We start from the raw sequence: 15585 nt of genomic DNA, 5'->3' as shown, positions 1-15585 counted from the left end.
TCCATGCGCTCTTGCAGCTTGGCGTGCTGCAGCGCCTGCGCATGCTCCCGTTCCAGCGCCTGGGCCAGCTCCGCGCGCGCGCTGGCCACATGCTCGGCCAGCTCGTGGTTGAACTGCTCGATGCGCCGCATGCTCCCCGCCAGCCGGCCACCCAGCAGCAGTGCCATGCACACCGTGGTCACCGGCCCGGCGATGGAGCTCCAGCTTTCGTAGGCATGCCACTGCTGCATCACCATCAGCAGGTCGTGCACGCCCACCCCCACGAACACCAGCCAGCACAGCGCCAGCAGCATGTGCTGCGGCTCGCGCCCGCCGGGCCGCGGACGCCAGGCATGCCACTGGAACTGCAGGCAGTTGGCGAAGAACACCAGCACGAAGCCCAGCCACACCACGAGGAACACCTCGCCCACCACCGCGCGCGGCGCCAGGCATGCCGCCGCGATTCCCACGGCGGCCAACCATTTCAGCGCCCGCTCCAGACGCGGCAGCGCCTGCGCGCCGAAGCGCCAGGTGAAAAGGCAGAAACACAGCACGTACAGCACGAAGACAGCGATGTTCACGCGCGACAGGGCCAGGGTGTCCGAGAACGGCCAGGGGCTGGTGGCCATCAGGGTGAACAGATAGCCCATCCAGGCCAGCGACATCAGGGCATACCAGCCGAACGCCCGCTCCGCGCGGCGCAGGCACCACACCACGCCAAACAGGCAGCCCACCGCTGCCGACAGCCCGGCCGAGAACACATACGCCGTGCGCTGCCGCCACTGGTTGCGCGCCTGCACCGCCTCCACCTCGTTGGCCGGCCCCAGGCGCAGCGCACCCAGCCCCGGCGACAGGGCCGACAGGCCCACCACGCGCACCCACACCGTGTTCACGCCCTCCTGCAGGTTGGACGCGGGCAGCAGCCACGCGCGCGGCATGTTCCAGCTGCGCGACAGCGGCTCTACCAGCGAGGTGTCGCGCCACAGCAGGTCGCCGTTGCTGAACACCTCGCCCGCCATGCTCATGCCGTCGATGCCCAGGGCCATCGGCTCGGCATCCTCGGCGCAGCCACGCTCCCAGTCGATGCGGTACCACACCGAACCCTCGTAGTCCGGCCAACGCTGCACCCACACGTCGGGCAGGCTCACGTCCTCCCAGTTGCGGACGGGCCGGGCGCCGTCGGGCGAAAGGGCCGCCTGCACCGCCACGATGCGCGGCGCGCACGTGCCCCCCAGCGCCTGCTCCTGCGCACCCGCCCAGACCGGCAAGGTGGCCAGCAGGGTTAAAAGGGCCACCAGCCGCACCAGCCAACGCAGCGTCATCGCACGCACCGTGCAACCCGGCCAGCGGCTTTCCCGGGAGTGTTTCGCACCGCCCTCATCACAGCAGCCCCCGGGCCTGCGCAGTGCGCACCGCGCCCAGGCGCGTGGACACCGCCAGCTTGCGGTAGATGCCACGGATGCAGCTCTCGACCATGTAGCGCGACAGCAGCACCTGCTCGGCGATCTCGCGGTTGGACAGGCCGTCGCCCACCAGGCGCAGGATATGGCGCTCACGGTCGTCGAGGCCCGGCGCATCGTCGCTCGCCGCCTCTCCGGGCGCCACCTGGGGCAGCTCCTGCAGGAGCTGGCGCGCGATGAACGGGTCGATGGGCGCGCCGCCGCGCAGCACGCTGCGGATGGACAGCGACACCTCGATATCGTCGCGCTCCTTCAGCACATAGCCCGTGGCCCCCGCGCGCAACGCGCCCACGATCGCCTCGTGCGTGCTCCAGGCCGAGACAACCAGAATGCCCACACCGCCGTCCCGGGCGCGCATCTCGCGGATCAGGTCCAGCCCGCTGCCATCGGGCAGTTGCACATCCACCAGCGCCAGCCGGGGCGGCTGCGCGGCCAGGCAGGCGCGCGCCTGCGCCAGCGAGCCGGCGAACACCAGCGAGTCGGTGTAGCCCAGATTGCCCAGGATGGACTTGAGCCGGCGCTGCAGCAGCGGCTCATCCTCCACCACCAGCACCGGCACGGGCAGCGCCCCTTCCGCGGGGGACCGCATGAGATACGTCATCCAGCGCTCACTCCAGCCACCCGCGCGAGCGCGCCGCGCGTATCGCCCCCGTGCGCGAGGACACCGCCAGCTTGCGATAGACACGTTTCACATGGGTATCCACGGTGTAGCGCGACAGAAACAGCTGCTCCGCGATCTCGCGGTTGGTCAGGCCATCGGCCACCAGGCGCAGGATCTCGCCCTCGCGCTCGCTCAGCGCCTCCTCCCGCGTCGGAGCCACCGAGGGCGGCGGCAGCAGCTCCAGGATGCGCCGGGCGATGAACGGGTCGATGGGCGCGCCGCCGCGCAGCACGCTGCGGATCGACAGCATCACCTCCATGTCGTCGCGCTCCTTGAGCACATAACCCGTGGCCCCGGCGCTCAGCGCGCCCAAGATCGCGTCCTCCGAACTCCAGGCCGACACCACCAGGATGCCCAAGCCAGGGTCGTCGGCCCGCAACTGCACGATCAGCTCACGCCCGTCGCCGTCGGGCAGGTGCAAGTCCACCAGCGCCAGCGCCACCGGCTGCTGTGCCAGGCAGTTGCGCGCCTCGGCCAGCGTGGCGGCGAACAGCAGTGCGTCCTCCACATAACCCAGCCCCAACAGCACGCCGCGCAGGCGCTGCTGCAGCAGCGGCTCGTCCTCCACCACCAGCACGGGAGCAGGCAACGTGGGTTCACAAACGACACAGGAGATGGTCATGGCAAGGCAGGGTTACGGCTGGAAACAGAAAGGCGCCCATCGTAGGACAGCCCGGCCTACCCACCTATCCCTTAAATGGGTGAATTTGCGCCAGGACCTGCAAATTACCTAATTTGGGTGATGTTGCAAAAAACAACTTTTCCATACGATTCCTCACCGCGAAAGATATTTGGAGTGTTTTGGGCCTCCAAACACCAACCAGCAATCGCAAGCAGCTATTAAAAATGGAGCAAAACATGACCCAATCCTCTACCCTGCTCGCCGCCTGCACGGCCCTGGCCCTGGTCGCCTGCGGCGGCAGTGGCGACGCCCAGCCCCCGGCGCCCACGCCCGCCATCGACCGCATCGAGCCCTTCGACCCCGGCGCCGCGCCCCCGGTGGCCCAGGCACCCAAAGCGGCCGCCGCACCGCGCATGGCCGCTGCGCACACCGTGGCACTGGGACCCCTGGGTACTGCCATGGCCAAGGCTGCCGCACCCCGCAGCGGCGCGCCGCTGCAGATCGGCCAGGCGCGCAGCGTGGCCGACACCGCCACGGCGCAGGCCACGGCCGCGTTGCTGCAATGGCAGGCATTGGGCGGCGGCGCGCAGGCGGCGGCGCTGCGCTTCGTGGCCGAGGGTGCGCGCGGCCTGCGCCTGGGCGTGTTGGTGCAGGCGCTGCCGCCGGGCGCGGTGCTGCGCGTGCAGGGCCTTGACGGGGATGCAGCGCAGATCACCGCCGAAGCCCTGCAGACACTGGCCAAGCGCAATGCCGAAGGGGGCGCAGGCGCCGACGCGGCCCGCACCTGGTGGAGCCCCGACGTCGGCGGCCCCGAGGCCACGCTGGAGATCCACCTGCCCGCCGGCGCCCGCCCGACGGACGTGCGGCTGGCCGTGCCGAGCCTGTCGCACTTCACACGCACGCCCACCGAGTCCATGGCCCTCGGCGCCAAGGCAGCCAAATCCCTTTCGGGCGCGTGCAACATCGACGCCTCGTGCCGCCCCGAGTACCTGGAGCAGGCCCGCTCGGTGGCCCGCTATACGTTCGTGAACGCGAACGGCGGCACCTTCGTCTGCACCGGCACGCTGATCAACGACGCGCGCTCCTCGGGCACGCCCTACTTCCTGAGCGCTTACCACTGCATCTCCAGCCAAGCCGAGGCGTCCACCGTGCAGTCCTACTGGTTCTATCGCAGCGCTGCCTGCAACTCGGAAACGCTGAATCCCGCTGCCACGGCGCTGCGGGGCGGCGCCACGCTGCTGCGCGCCGACGCAAACACCGACGTGGCCCTGATGCGCCTGAACGAGCCGCCGCCCGCCGGCGTGCTGTACGCGGGCTCGTACTTCGGCGCCCCCCTGGCCGAGGACACGCCGCTGGCGGCCCTGCACCACCCCCAAGGCGACCGGCTGAAGTTCAGCCAGGCCCTGCTGGAAGGCTACGCAACCTGCAAGGGCAACGACCTGGAGACCTGCGACGAGACCGAGGACACCAGCCAGGCCAACTACCTGGGCCTGGGCTGGCAGCAAGGCGTGGTCGAAGGCGGCAGCAGCGGGTCGGCCGCCTTGGCCACGCTGGGCGGCAAGCGCTACGTGGTGGGGCAGCTGCTGGGCGGCACGTCGAGCTGCGAAGACCCCGACGGGGCGGATTTCTATGGGCGCTTCGACCTTTCGATGCGCAATGGCCTGTCCCGCTGGCTGCTGAACGACTGACAGCATGGGCACACATGACTATCCCCCGCCTCACCTACGCCCTGTGCGCCCTTGCGGCCGCCACCCTCGTCGCCTGCGGCGGCAGCAGCGGCAGCACCCCGCCCGACCCGCTGCAGAAATACCGCGAACAAACCGTGCAGTGGACTGAGTGCGACGCCACCCTGATCGACCGGGACAAGGTCGGCCCGCTGTGGGATCAGGCCGGCGACCGCCTGCGCTGCGCCCTGGTGCAGGCCCCCATGGATTGGGCCAAGCCCGAGCGTGGCGACGTCACCCTCAGCCTGATGCGGCTGGCCGCCGCCCAGCCCGGCCAGCGGCGCGGCGCCCTGCTGTTCAACCCCGGCGGGCCGGGCGAGGACGGGCTGATCTACGCCTTCTGGCTCATGAGGGCCTTTGCCGACAGCGACCCTGCCGACCCGCAGGGCGCGCGGCAGCTGCGCCTGCTGGACGAATACGACATGGTGGGCTTCTCGCCGCGCGGCACCGGCGCCAGCACGCAGCTGCACTGCGGCACCAACGAGCAGTACCGCCCCACCGCCAACACCCTGGTCGACTGGGACACGCCGGAGAACATGGCAAACCTGCACTACAACGCCCGCAAAACCGCCGAGGCCTGCGGCAAGAACCCCCTCACGCCCTACATCAACACCGACGCCACGGCCCGCGACATGGACCTGATGCGCGGCCTGCTGGGCGACGACAAGCTCAACTACGTGGGCATCTCCTACGGCACCTGGCTGGGCGCCTGGTACGCCAGCCTGTTCCCTGAGAAGGTGGGCCGCATGGTGCTGGACAGCGCGGTGGACTTCACCGCCGGGTTCGAGGAGATGACCCTGTCCCAGCCGCCCGCGCGCCAGCGCCTGTTCGACGAGGTGCTGGCACCCTACGCGGTGCGGCACGCCGACATCTTTCGGCTGGGCGCGACCGAGGCCGAGCTGCGCGCCGTCATGCCCGGCCTGAGCCCGCGCGTGCAGCACGCCCTGGCCATTCCCCTGAGCAGCAACGGCTACCAGCGCAAGCAAGCCGACGAGTACCTGAACAACATCGCCGCCGCGCGCGGGCTTGACGCCGTCCTGCGGGCCGCGCCCGACCCGGCCCAGCCGAACGCGGTCCTGGCGGCGCTGCGACAGCACACCTTCGACCCCGCCGACCCCGCGCGCAATGCCGTGCTGCTCGGCCTGGCCACCACCTTGCTGCAGATCTACGTGACCAAGGAGCAGCACGAGCCCACGCCCGTCCGGCTGGACGGCCTGGGCACGGCCGTGCGCTGCAACGACACGGCCGCCACCACCGACGAAGGCGCCTGGACCACCCAGGTGCGCGGCGTGGCGCAGCGCGCGCCCATGTACTTCCCCACCCTGCTCATGCCCGAAGTGCACGCCTGCACCTACTGGGGCGGCCCCAAGGTGGCCAAGCCCGGTCTGGCGGCCCTGCGCTCGCTGGACGTGCTTTTCGTGCAGTCGCAATACGACTCGGCCACCTACACCGACGGCGCCAACGCCCTCTTCGCCCAGCTCCCGGGCGCCCGCCGCGTCTACGTGCCCGGCGACTTCCAGCACGGCGTGTTTCCCTACCAGGACGGCTGCGTGGACCCGGCGGTGACGCGCTACCTGCTGGGCGAATCGCCCGCGCAGCGCGAAACCGCCTGCCCCGCCCACCCGCTGGCGCAGGACGCTGCGGCGCTGCCCAAAGCGGCCACCACCTCGGCCTTCAAGCACCCGCGACAGGCCAGCGAATGGATCGACGCATTCAAGCGCGGCCTGGTGCCGCCCCCGCCGCGGCAGTAAGAAAAATATGCATAAAACAAGGCTGAAGGCCTTGTCATACAAGCGCAATCAGCTTCTTTTTTTATAGTGAAAAACCTCCCCATGCCAGCCATACGCAGCCTCCTGTGCACCCTCGCGGCGGCCGCCGCCCTTGCCGCCTGCGGCGGGGGCGGGGGCGGCGGCAGCCCGGCTCCCGAGCCGTCCCGCCTGGCCTACCCCCAGACCCGCAGCGGCACGGACGCCGAGACGCACTTCGGCCGCACCGTCGCCGATCCCTACCGCTGGCTGGAGGACATCACCAGCATGGAGACCGACGACTGGGTGCGCGCGCAAAACCAGCTGACGAACGGGCACATCACCGCCCTGCCGGACTACGCCACACTGTCCGCCCGCGTGGCGGCCCTGGACGCCCCCATGGCCGAAAAGCGGGGCGGCGCAAGCGCAGCAGAGCAGCGCATCCAGGGCGTGCAGGCCAAGGGCGGCAAGTACTACTACCAGGTCCAAAAGCTGCAGTTGCGGCAGGACTCGATGCGGCCCGGCCCGGCGCCCGCCTTCGTCTCGGCCGACAACGCCATCTACGTGGCGGACAGTGCCCAGGCCACGGGGCAGGGCCGGGTACTGCTAAAGGCCGACGCGCTGCGCATCGAGCCGGACGACCACATCCAGCTGCTGAACCACCAGGTCTCCGAGGACGGCCGTTACCTGGCTTATGCCATGGTGCGCAACTACGCCGACCTCGCCGAGCTGCACGTCGTCGACCTGCAGCGGCCCGCCGGCGGCCCGATTCTGAGCATCCCCCACATCGACAGCGGGGCATTCGCGCTGACGGACCAGGGGGTGGCCTATTCCTCGCCCCGCTCCACCACCCACCCCCACGTCTCGCCGCACACCCACCAGACGCTGTACCACCGGCGCTTCTCCGGCCAGCCTGCCGAAGCCTGGCTGCGCGGCGCGCAGTTCGAGCGGCTACTGCCGGCCTTCGTCCACAAGGGCCGCCTGTACTACGTCGTTTCCACCGGTGGCTCCTTGGCCCTGGGGCGCATTGACCTGGCGCACCCCCAGAACAGCGCAGAGCTGATCCTCGACGCCCGCGCACAGGGCCGCTCCTTCGAGCCGCGCGCAATCAGCGGGCAGGACCCGGACAAGCTGCTGGTCCTCACCTCGCAAGGCGCGGCGCTCCATCGCCTGATCGAGGTCGATCTCAACCACCCGGCACCCGAAAACTGGCGCGAGATCCTGCCCAACAGCGCCCCCGGAACGGTCGAATACGTCAACACCGTCATCGGCTGCGGCGACGACTACTACGCCGAGCACCTGGTCCAGGGCAGCAGCCGGCTGTTCCACTACGGCAGCGGCGGCAGGCATGAGATCGCCCTGCCCGGCGAAGGCAGCATCCAGATGCGATGCGACGAGCACGACGGCGTGCTGCGCTATGCGTACTCATCGCTGACGCAGCCCCATACGTCCTACAAGTACGACCCGGCGGCGCACCAAAGTGTGCAGGGACCGACCATGAGCTGGGCAGGCTACGACCCCAGCCAATACGAGATCCGACGCCTGACGGCCATCAGCAAGGACGGCACCTCCTTCCCCGTCTACATCGCGCACAAGAAGGGCCTTCAACCACGGGGCGACGCGCCCACCATGCTGTACGTCTATGGCGGATTCAATGCCCCCATGCTTCCCGCCTTCGACACCAAATACCTTCCCCTGCTGGAGCGCGGCGGCATCTACGCCGTGGCGCAGGTGCGTGGGGGCGCCGAGTTCGGCTCCGCCTGGTGGGATGCCGGGCGCCTGCTCAACAAGCAAAACACCTATGACGACGTCGCGGCGGCGGCCGAACACCTGATTACCGCCGGCCTGACGCAGCCGGGCAAGCTGGCCCTGCAGGGCGAGTCCAACGGCGGTCTGAGCACCGCCGTGCTCGGCCTGCAGCGCCCGGACCTGTTCGCCGTCGTCTTCCCCACCGTGGGTGTGCTGGACCTGCTGCGCTACGACCAGTTCACGTCGGGCTTCAGCTGGCACGGCGACTACGGTCAGGCCACCGACCAGGCCCAGTTCGAAAACCTGATGCGCCTCTCGCCCCTGCACAACATCCAGGCCAGGGACTACCCGCCCACCTACGTCTTTACCGGCAAGGCGGACGGCCGGGTCATGCCGGGACACAGCTACAAGTACGCCGCCACGCTGCAAAACACCGCCACGGGCACCCAGCCCTACCTGCTCTACGCCTTCGCCAAGGACGGCCACTCCCTGCAAAGCAACCGCCTGCAGTACCTGAGCTTCCTGTGGACTGCGTTCTTCCATCACACCACGGCACGCCATGCCGCCCCCTGAGCGCCTGATCCGGCGCTGAAATCCCCAAAACCACCAGGAGATCCCCATGCACCCCACCCCTACACGACGCGCGCCCCTCACCGCCCTGGCGCTAGCCGCCATGGCCACGCTGGCCGGCTGCGGCGGCGGCAGCAGCAGTGCCGACAACGACGACACGATGAAGATCGGCGATCAGTACGCCGTGCAGGTCTACGACGCGAACGATGCACTCCTCTCCGAAGCCACCCGCAAGATCTTCGGCGTCACCGCGACCGGCCAGCTCATCGACAACCCCGCCGACTCCACCCTGATGCCGGGCGCCACCGCCACCCTGCCCGTCACCGGGGGCCAGACCGAACTGGACCGGCTGGAGCTGGACGCCGAGGCCTTCCTCGCATCGTTTCTCACGCATGCGATGCAGCGGGGCGGGTACAAGTCCACCCGCTCCGCCTGGGAGGACGTGCTTGACCAGGACATGCCGCTGGATGAGGTGATGGCGGATTTCCGCCAGTCGGGCCTGGACATGGCGGGCTTCATCAACTTCTATGCCGCCATCGACGAAGCCAAGGTCGTCTCTTTCGACGACCGCGCCGAGCAGGACGTGAGGGACTGGCTGCAGGCCGCGCAGGCCAACCAGAGCGAGCTGCTGGCCGTGCTGGGCAGCTTTGACATGCAGTGGCCGGACTTTCTGGCGCTGGTCGCGGCGCGCCGCGACAGCCTGCAGGGCTTGCGCATCCGCCAGCAGAACCTGCAGGGTGATGACGCCCTACCGAAGGCCGCCTCGGCCTGCAAGGCGTCGCACCCCCAGGTGCCGGGTCTGTGCGATCTCATCAGCCGCTACCTGAACGAGCCTGCGCCAAAAAGCGCGCAGGCCAAGGCCGCGGACCCCGCCACCGCCGCCATGACGGCCGCCGTCGAGGCCGCCAAGCTCAAGCTCGAGATCGCCAAATTCACCTGGCAGGTCATCAAGGAAAACCGCCCCAGCATCGACGTCGACACCGGCGCGGCGCGCACCTCCATCCTCTCGGCCAGCGACAAAGACCCCCTGAGCTACGAATACGCCAAGCTGGCATCCAGCGGAACCCGCAAGATCGTGATCTGCACCAAGGTGCTGTCGAAATGCATCAAGGACTGGGCGAAGGTGGAAATGCACGTTTCCGGCACCCACCAGGCCCAGCACGCCAGCCACAAGGGCCAGTGGATTCCCAGCGTGCAGCTGGAGACGCCCAGCATCTGGGCCTTCGCCGGCCAGAAGGTGAACCTCTCGGCCTACGTTACCAACCCCAGCAACCTGGGCGCCCGCGACGACGCGCTGCCGTACGCGGAGATCGTGGCGGACATGACCGTCTCGGGGAACATCACCTCCGACCGCATCCAGACCAAGTTCACCGTGCACGGCAAGGACGGGTTCAAGCTCGCCCGCTAAGTAAGTGATTGCGCCGCCCGGGCGGCGCAATCCGGCGCCAAAGCCCTTGTTCATCGAACCTACCAAGAAGCCCCACATGCCCCCCTCCCTTTCCCGCCGCCACCTGCTCGCCACCGCCCTGCTCGCCGGGGGCCTCAGCGCCTGCGGCGGCGGCAGCGACACCAACCCGCACCGCACCACGCTGATGGTCTACCTGCTCGGCTCCGACCTGGAGAGCCAGGGCAGCGCAGGCACCCGGAACCTGCTGGAGATGCTGGCCGCGCAAGGCTCGGCCACCACCCGGATCGTCATCACCACAGGCGGCGCCGACAAGGTGGACCCGAAGGGCCTGGTCACCAGTTGGAAGACCGTCAAGCGCTTCGAGCTGGCGGACGGCAAGCTCAAGGAGCTGGCCGACCTGGGCGCGCGCAATATGAACGAAGGCCGCACGCTGCAAGACTTCGTGACCTGGGCCGTGCGCGCCTACCCCGCCGAGCGCACCATGCTGATGATGTGGGACCACGGCTCGGGCTACGGCGGCTTTGGCCACGACGAAAACTTTCCGGACGGCCCGCGCCTCATGTCCATGCCCGTCATGGCCGCCGCGCTGCAAGGCGCGCAGGCCGCCACGGGCGTCACGCTCGACTACCTTGGCTTCGACGCCTGCCTGATGGCCACGGTGGAAGTGGCCAAGATCCTGCAGCCCTGCGCCCACTACCTGGGCGCATCGCAAGAGCTGGAGCCCGGCTCGGGCTGGGACTGGAAGGCCGTGGTTGAAACCGCCTCGCGCCAGCCCGCCCTCAGCCTGCCCGAGTTCGGTCAGGTGGTGGCCACCGCCTTCCGCGACAAGCAACTGCGCGCCCTGCCACCCGGCAGCATCGCGCCGCTGCTGCTGGACGCCACCACCTTCAGCATCATCGACATGGCGCGCATCCCCACTTTGCTGGAGCGGCTGGACCAATGGGCCCGCGCCGTGCACGCTTACTACGACAGCGGCACCCAGTCGGCGAAAGCAGGCGGCACCCTCTTTTGGCCGCCCCAGCTCCGCCCGCCCCGGCCCATGGCGAAGGCCGCTGGCGATACGGCGCCCGCCCCCACCGATACCGCCACCGATGCCACTGTCGAGCGCTGGAAGCAAGTCGCCATGGCGCGCCTGCGCACCTTCACCTTCGGCGATAGTCCGGCCGGCAAGGAGGATCTCGACCTGATCGACCTGCGCCAGTTCGCCGCCCTGCTCGCCGCCGACGGCATTGCCACCACGGCCCAGGCCGCGCTGGACCAGGCCTTGCAAGACGCCATCGTCGTCAACGTCACCGGCCCCCAGGCGCAAAGCGCCCACGGCCTGAGCATCTTCTTCCCCCTGCGCCCGCGCAGCGCGCTGCACCGCAGCGTGTACCAGCCCTTCGCCATGCCCGCCGGGTACCTGGGCCTGATCGAACGCCACACCCAGCAGGCGCAGCAAGCGCCCTCGGCCGTCCACGTCGCGCCGCTGCAAATGCGCAGCAGCAGTGTCCTCATGGCCGACATCAGCTCGCAATACGGCGTGCGGCTGGCCGACCTGTTGCAGGTGCAGCCCGTGAGCGGGCACGGCGCCAATGTGGTCAAGGTCACCGGCACCACGCCCCTCATCTCCGCCATCCACCGCGACATCGGCCAGGGCAATGGCCGGGTGTTCTACGACCTGGAGGAATGGTTTCAGCTCGGCGGCCAGCCCTTGCTGCTCTACACCCTGAGCCATCAGGTGGACGCGGACGGCGAGCTCGACGCCCTGCTGCTGGGCGCGCCCGTGCGCCTGCAAAGCCGCCACAACCAGAACGCCGCGCGCATCGTCCTGCTCATGCTGCGCTGCGAGTCCAACCCATCCACCGGGGACCTGGAGGGCGAAATCATCGGCGCGCGGGACATCGACTTCGCCGACGCCGACGCCCCGCCCGACCGCGTGGACCGCGACATCTACGAGGGCGACATCGTCGAGCCCATCCACATCCTGTACGACGTGCAAAAGCAGACCCCCGTGCAGGAACCCGGCGGCGGCCTGGCCATCGCCTTCGGTGCACCCGTCACCATGCGGCTGGACAGCGCCCTGCGCCCCGCGCCGCTGGCGGCGGGCGAGCACACGCTGATCCTGTCCGTCACCGACCTTGCGGGCGGGATGGGGTTCTCGCAGCCGCTGAGCTTCACCATGGACTGACTGAAACTATCAAGATGAGAGCTGCCAGCGCTTTACAGACAATGGCTAGCAGCCAAAAAAGCAGGAACAACGGGCAGACCGCCGTTCAGGAGCAAGCATGATGAAGCAAGCAATCGCAGCGTGTGCACTGGCCGCGCTGGCACCCGCGTGGGCCATCCACAAATGTAAAGAGGCGGATGGCAAGACCGTGTTCCAGGATGCGCCTTGCGCGGGCCAGGGCGAAAAGATCGAGGTGCGTCCGGCAAGCGGCAGCGCCCCGCGGACAGGCGCCACGCCGGCCGCGGCCAAGGAGGGCGTGTTCGGCGAGAAGTGGCAGCGCAGGTCCTATCTGGAAAACCGCGGCGTGCCCGACGCACGCGCGGCGATCGGCAACCACCAGCGCCAATGCGAATCGCAGCAGGCGGCGCTGGCGGGCCGCAAGCGCCTCGCCGCCAACAACCTGGCCGGCGCCACGCTGGAGCAGTCGATCTCGACCGAGATGCAAGCGACTGCGACCCTCTGCGACAGCAAGTCCCGGGAGCTGCGGGCACAGTTGGAGGCGTTGGAGCGAGAGTTGCACGCACTCCGGGCTGCGCCGTAATTTCTTCCCGAACGCCCGCAACGCCATGGCGGGCCGGGCACTTTCCTCGGCGCGGCCGACGCCAAGCGGCAGCGCCACAGCTGCGCCATAAAAAATCGCGGGTTATTCAGCAAGAAAACACAGGGCACCATCAGGGACGCAGAACACATCAACCTCATCCTGGGCGAATGGGGCGTGCTGCTGTCGGCGCTAGGGTCCTGGTTGCACTGCGGCAGGAGCGGCGCGGGATATGGCGTACAGCGAGCGGCGGCATGGTAGGGCACGCCATCCGGCCAGGGTATCCCTGGTGTCCGTGCATTTGCGCCCACTCCTTCACGCCCCGGCCTGGCCGGCGCGCGGTTACGCGGCGCCCTGCTCCACCAGCGCGGCCCGCAGCTGGCGGGTGGATACCGGCTTGTGCAGCAGCCGCGCCGCCGTGGACTGCGCATCGCGCAGGCGCTGCGGCGAGGTGTCGCCCGTCATGATGATGGCGGGCACATGCCGCTGCAGGCGCGCGCGCAGGGCCTGCAGCGCCTGCTTGCCGGTTTCCCCGTGGCGCAGCCGGAAGTCGGTCACGATCACATCGGGCGCGGGCATGTTGTGCAGCCGCGCCAGGGCATCGGCGGACGATTCCGCGCACAGGCAGCGGCAGCCCCAGCTGGTGAGCAGGGACTGCATGCCCAGCAGCACGGCCGCGTCATCGTCGATGACCAGCACCTTCAGCCCCCGCAGGCTAGCGGCGTCCTGCTCGGGCACGGGGGCCTCGTCGATCAGCGCGCCATGCCAGGGCGTGAGCCACAGCCGGAACACCGAACCACGCCCGCGCCGCGAGCGCACCTCCACCTGCGTGTGCATGGCCTGGGCCAGGCGCTGCACGATGGCCAGGCCCAGCCCCAGGCCCTTGCGCCGGTCGCGCTCGGGGTTGTCCAGCTGGTGGAACTCCTTGAAGATGTCCTCCAGGTGCTCCGGCGCGATGCCGCGGCCCGTGTCCCACACCTCCAGCGCCAGCCGCCCGCCCCGCTCGCGGCAGGCGATGAGCAGGCCGCCCGCGCGCGTGTAGCGCAAGGCGTTGGAGATGAAGTTGCGCATCACCAGATCGACCAGCGCCTTGTCGGCCAGCGCCGCGGCGGTGGTCTCGCGCGTGCGGTAGACCAGGGAAGCGGCATCGGCCTGCGCGCCGAACTCCTGCTCCAGCGCGCCCAGCAAGGCCTGCACCGCGAACGGCGCCTCCTGCGCCTTCACCACGCCCGCCTCCAGGCGCGAGTAATCGAGCAGCGTGGTCAGCATCTCCGACGCCGCGCCGGAGGCCGTGCGCGCATGGCCCAGCACGGCGGCCTGCTGCGCCGTCATGGGGCTGCGCGCCAGGGTGTCCAGGAACAGGCCCATGGCGTGCAGCGGCTGGCGCAGGTCATGGCTGGCCGCCGCGAGAAAGCGCGACTTCTCCTGGTTGGCCTGCTCGGCCGCGCCCAGGGCCTGCACCGCGCGCTGCGTCTGGGCGCGCAGCTGCACCACCAGGCGCTCGTTGTCGAGCTTGAGCTCGATGCTGTGGCGCGCGGCCTGTGCCAGGTTGCGCGCATGCAGGCTGGTCAGCAGGTAGTACACCGCCAGCAACACGCAGCCCGGCAAGGCGATGGGGCCGCCCACCACGCCCAGGGCGATCAGCACGCCGGCGATGGTGCAGGTCAGGTAGGCCATGTAGCCGCGCAGCAGCGGCGCCCCCAGCCCCAGCGCGCCCGAGGACACGGTGCTCAGGATGCCGATGGCGTACACCACGGCGGCCGTGCCGCTGCCGTGCCACAGCGCCACGCCGCCCAGCGAGCCCCACGTCATTCCCATGGCCGTCATGCAGACCATGAGCCGCCGCGCGTCGCTGCGCCGCTCCAGGTGCGCGCGCGGCAGCCCGCGCAGCGCAAGATAGACCCCGGCCACCACCGCCCCGTGCGAGGCCAGCCACCACAGCATGGGCGCCAGCGGCACCGCCAGCGACATGATCCACACCGTGCCCACCGAGGTGATCAGCGACGCCCACAGCGTCATCGGGAAGTTGCGCCGCAGCAGCGCCACCTGCTCGGCCAGCACCTCGTCGCGCTCCCAGCGCAGGGCCTCGCGCCAGGCGCCATGCCAGTCGGCGGCCAGCCCGCGCAGCAGGTCAGTAAGGCGCATCGGAGGCAGACCAGTCCACCAGCCCCAGGCGCTGGGCCGCCAGCAGGGCGGCGCTGCGGCTGTTCACGCCCAGTTGGGCAAAGATCGCCGCCACATGCACGCGCACGGTGTTCTCGCTCAGGCCCAGGTCGCGCGCAATCACCTTGTTGGGCTTGCCCTCGCACAGCAGGCCCAGCACATCCAGCTGGCGCGCCGTGAGGCTGGGGGCCGGCTGCCCCGCCATCGGGGGCGCGGGCGTGCCGGCGGCGGGAAAGCAGGGCAGGCCCGCCAGCGCCAGGCTGATGGCCTCCAGGATGTCCTCGCCGCTCGCGGACTTGGGCAGAAAGCCGTCCGCCCCGCGCGCGCGCGCCTCCCGCACCGCGTCGGGCGCCACGCTGGCCGACACCAGCACGATGCGCGCCTGGGCAAAGGTCTCGCGCAGCGGGCGCAGGCCGTCGAGCCCGTTCATGCCCGGCATCTGGATGTCCAGCAGCACCAGCGCCACGTCGCGCCGCGGCAAAGCGCAGGCCTGGGCGACGGAGCCGGCCTCGGTGATCAGGCCCACGCCGGGATGGTCCTGCACGATCAGGCGCAGGCCGGTGCGAAACAGCGTGTGGTCATCCACGAGAAGCAGGTGGGCAGGCATGGGCCGAGTATTGCGCACGGCGCACTGCCCGCGCCTAGTCCATTTGTGCGATGGACGCGCGCCCGCCCTGTTTCTAGACTTTTCCCACCCACACAAGAGAGGGAAGCCCTCCATGCGCGCCGTTGCCGGCGCCATGACCGGCCCGCGCAA

Annotated in this window: 11 protein-coding genes; 6 read left to right on the top strand and 5 right to left on the bottom strand. The window is 69.7% G+C overall.

What is annotated here, in order from left to right:
- The 3 genes from BP68_RS18000 to BP68_RS17990 all read right to left on the bottom strand — a co-directional run.
- The coding region (locus tag BP68_RS18000; RefSeq protein WP_496374319.1) for a 7TM diverse intracellular signaling domain-containing protein at positions 1-1301 on the bottom strand (1301 nt) is incomplete at its 3' end.
- A 58-nt stretch (positions 1302-1359) separates the two neighbouring features.
- Positions 1360-2028 carry a response regulator gene (locus BP68_RS17995; protein WP_496374317.1) on the bottom strand — a complete coding sequence of 223 codons (669 nt, stop codon included), beginning with the start codon at positions 2026-2028 and terminating at the stop codon, positions 1360-1362.
- A 19-nt stretch (positions 2029-2047) separates the two neighbouring features.
- Positions 2048-2722 carry a LuxR C-terminal-related transcriptional regulator gene (locus BP68_RS17990; RefSeq protein ID WP_496374315.1) on the bottom strand — a complete coding sequence of 225 codons (675 nt, stop codon included), beginning with the start codon at positions 2720-2722 and terminating at the stop codon, positions 2048-2050.
- 236 nt (positions 2723-2958) lie between these two features.
- Between BP68_RS17990 and BP68_RS17985 the strand changes: the two genes are divergently transcribed.
- From BP68_RS17985 to BP68_RS17960, 6 genes are all read left to right on the top strand, one after another.
- Positions 2959-4410, top strand: a complete 1452-nt coding sequence (locus tag BP68_RS17985) for a trypsin-like serine peptidase (RefSeq protein ID WP_496374313.1) — start codon at positions 2959-2961, stop codon at positions 4408-4410.
- Positions 4411-4424: 14 nt separating this feature from the next.
- Positions 4425-6197 (top strand): alpha/beta fold hydrolase, encoded by a 1773-nt coding sequence (locus tag BP68_RS17980; RefSeq protein WP_496374311.1) that lies wholly within the window; start codon positions 4425-4427, stop codon positions 6195-6197.
- An 81-nt stretch (positions 6198-6278) separates the two neighbouring features.
- The gene (locus BP68_RS17975) at positions 6279-8513 is read left to right on the top strand and encodes a prolyl oligopeptidase family serine peptidase (RefSeq protein ID WP_496374309.1); all 2235 of its coding nucleotides are present in this window, start codon (positions 6279-6281) and stop codon (positions 8511-8513) included.
- A gap of 46 nt (positions 8514-8559) precedes the next feature.
- Entirely contained in the window at positions 8560-9918 is a 1359-nt protein-coding gene (locus BP68_RS17970) for a hypothetical protein (protein WP_496374307.1), read from the top strand.
- A 76-nt stretch (positions 9919-9994) separates the two neighbouring features.
- A complete protein-coding gene (locus tag BP68_RS17965) occupies positions 9995-12088 on the top strand; it encodes a clostripain-related cysteine peptidase (protein WP_496374305.1) in 2094 nt (697 codons plus the stop codon).
- Between the two features lie 97 nt (positions 12089-12185).
- The gene (locus BP68_RS17960) at positions 12186-12668 is read left to right on the top strand and encodes a DUF4124 domain-containing protein (RefSeq protein WP_496374303.1); all 483 of its coding nucleotides are present in this window, start codon (positions 12186-12188) and stop codon (positions 12666-12668) included.
- 339 nt (positions 12669-13007) lie between these two features.
- On the opposite strand, the gene BP68_RS17955 is transcribed toward BP68_RS17960, so the two are convergent.
- Together BP68_RS17955 and BP68_RS17950 are read right to left on the bottom strand one after the other, a co-directional pair.
- Positions 13008-14810, bottom strand: coding sequence for a hybrid sensor histidine kinase/response regulator (locus tag BP68_RS17955; RefSeq protein WP_496374301.1), 1803 nt, complete (start codon positions 14808-14810; stop codon positions 13008-13010).
- The gene (locus tag BP68_RS17950) at positions 14797-15435 is read right to left on the bottom strand and encodes a response regulator (RefSeq protein ID WP_496374299.1); all 639 of its coding nucleotides are present in this window, start codon (positions 15433-15435) and stop codon (positions 14797-14799) included. The genes BP68_RS17955 and BP68_RS17950 overlap by 14 nt, the downstream gene beginning before the upstream one ends.
- Positions 15436-15585 lie beyond the last annotated feature (150 nt).

The organism is Diaphorobacter oryzae DSM 22780 (assembly GCF_059568935.1).
Note: the sequence above shows the minus strand (reverse complement) of the source record. Positions and strands in the feature narration are given on the sequence as shown.

Coding starts and splice junctions, on each gene's coding strand:
- BP68_RS17995 (WP_496374317.1), bottom strand. CDS start 2,028: ATGCGGTCCCCCGCGGAAGGGGCGCTGCCCGTGCCGGTGCTGGTGGTG.
- BP68_RS17990 (WP_496374315.1), bottom strand. CDS start 2,722: ATGACCATCTCCTGTGTCGTTTGTGAACCCACGTTGCCTGCTCCCGTG.
- BP68_RS17985 (WP_496374313.1), top strand. CDS start 2,959: ATGACCCAATCCTCTACCCTGCTCGCCGCCTGCACGGCCCTGGCCCTG.
- BP68_RS17980 (WP_496374311.1), top strand. CDS start 4,425: ATGACTATCCCCCGCCTCACCTACGCCCTGTGCGCCCTTGCGGCCGCC.
- BP68_RS17975 (WP_496374309.1), top strand. CDS start 6,279: ATGCCAGCCATACGCAGCCTCCTGTGCACCCTCGCGGCGGCCGCCGCC.
- BP68_RS17970 (WP_496374307.1), top strand. CDS start 8,560: ATGCACCCCACCCCTACACGACGCGCGCCCCTCACCGCCCTGGCGCTA.
- BP68_RS17965 (WP_496374305.1), top strand. CDS start 9,995: ATGCCCCCCTCCCTTTCCCGCCGCCACCTGCTCGCCACCGCCCTGCTC.
- BP68_RS17960 (WP_496374303.1), top strand. CDS start 12,186: ATGATGAAGCAAGCAATCGCAGCGTGTGCACTGGCCGCGCTGGCACCC.
- BP68_RS17955 (WP_496374301.1), bottom strand. CDS start 14,810: ATGCGCCTTACTGACCTGCTGCGCGGGCTGGCCGCCGACTGGCATGGC.
- BP68_RS17950 (WP_496374299.1), bottom strand. CDS start 15,435: ATGCCTGCCCACCTGCTTCTCGTGGATGACCACACGCTGTTTCGCACC.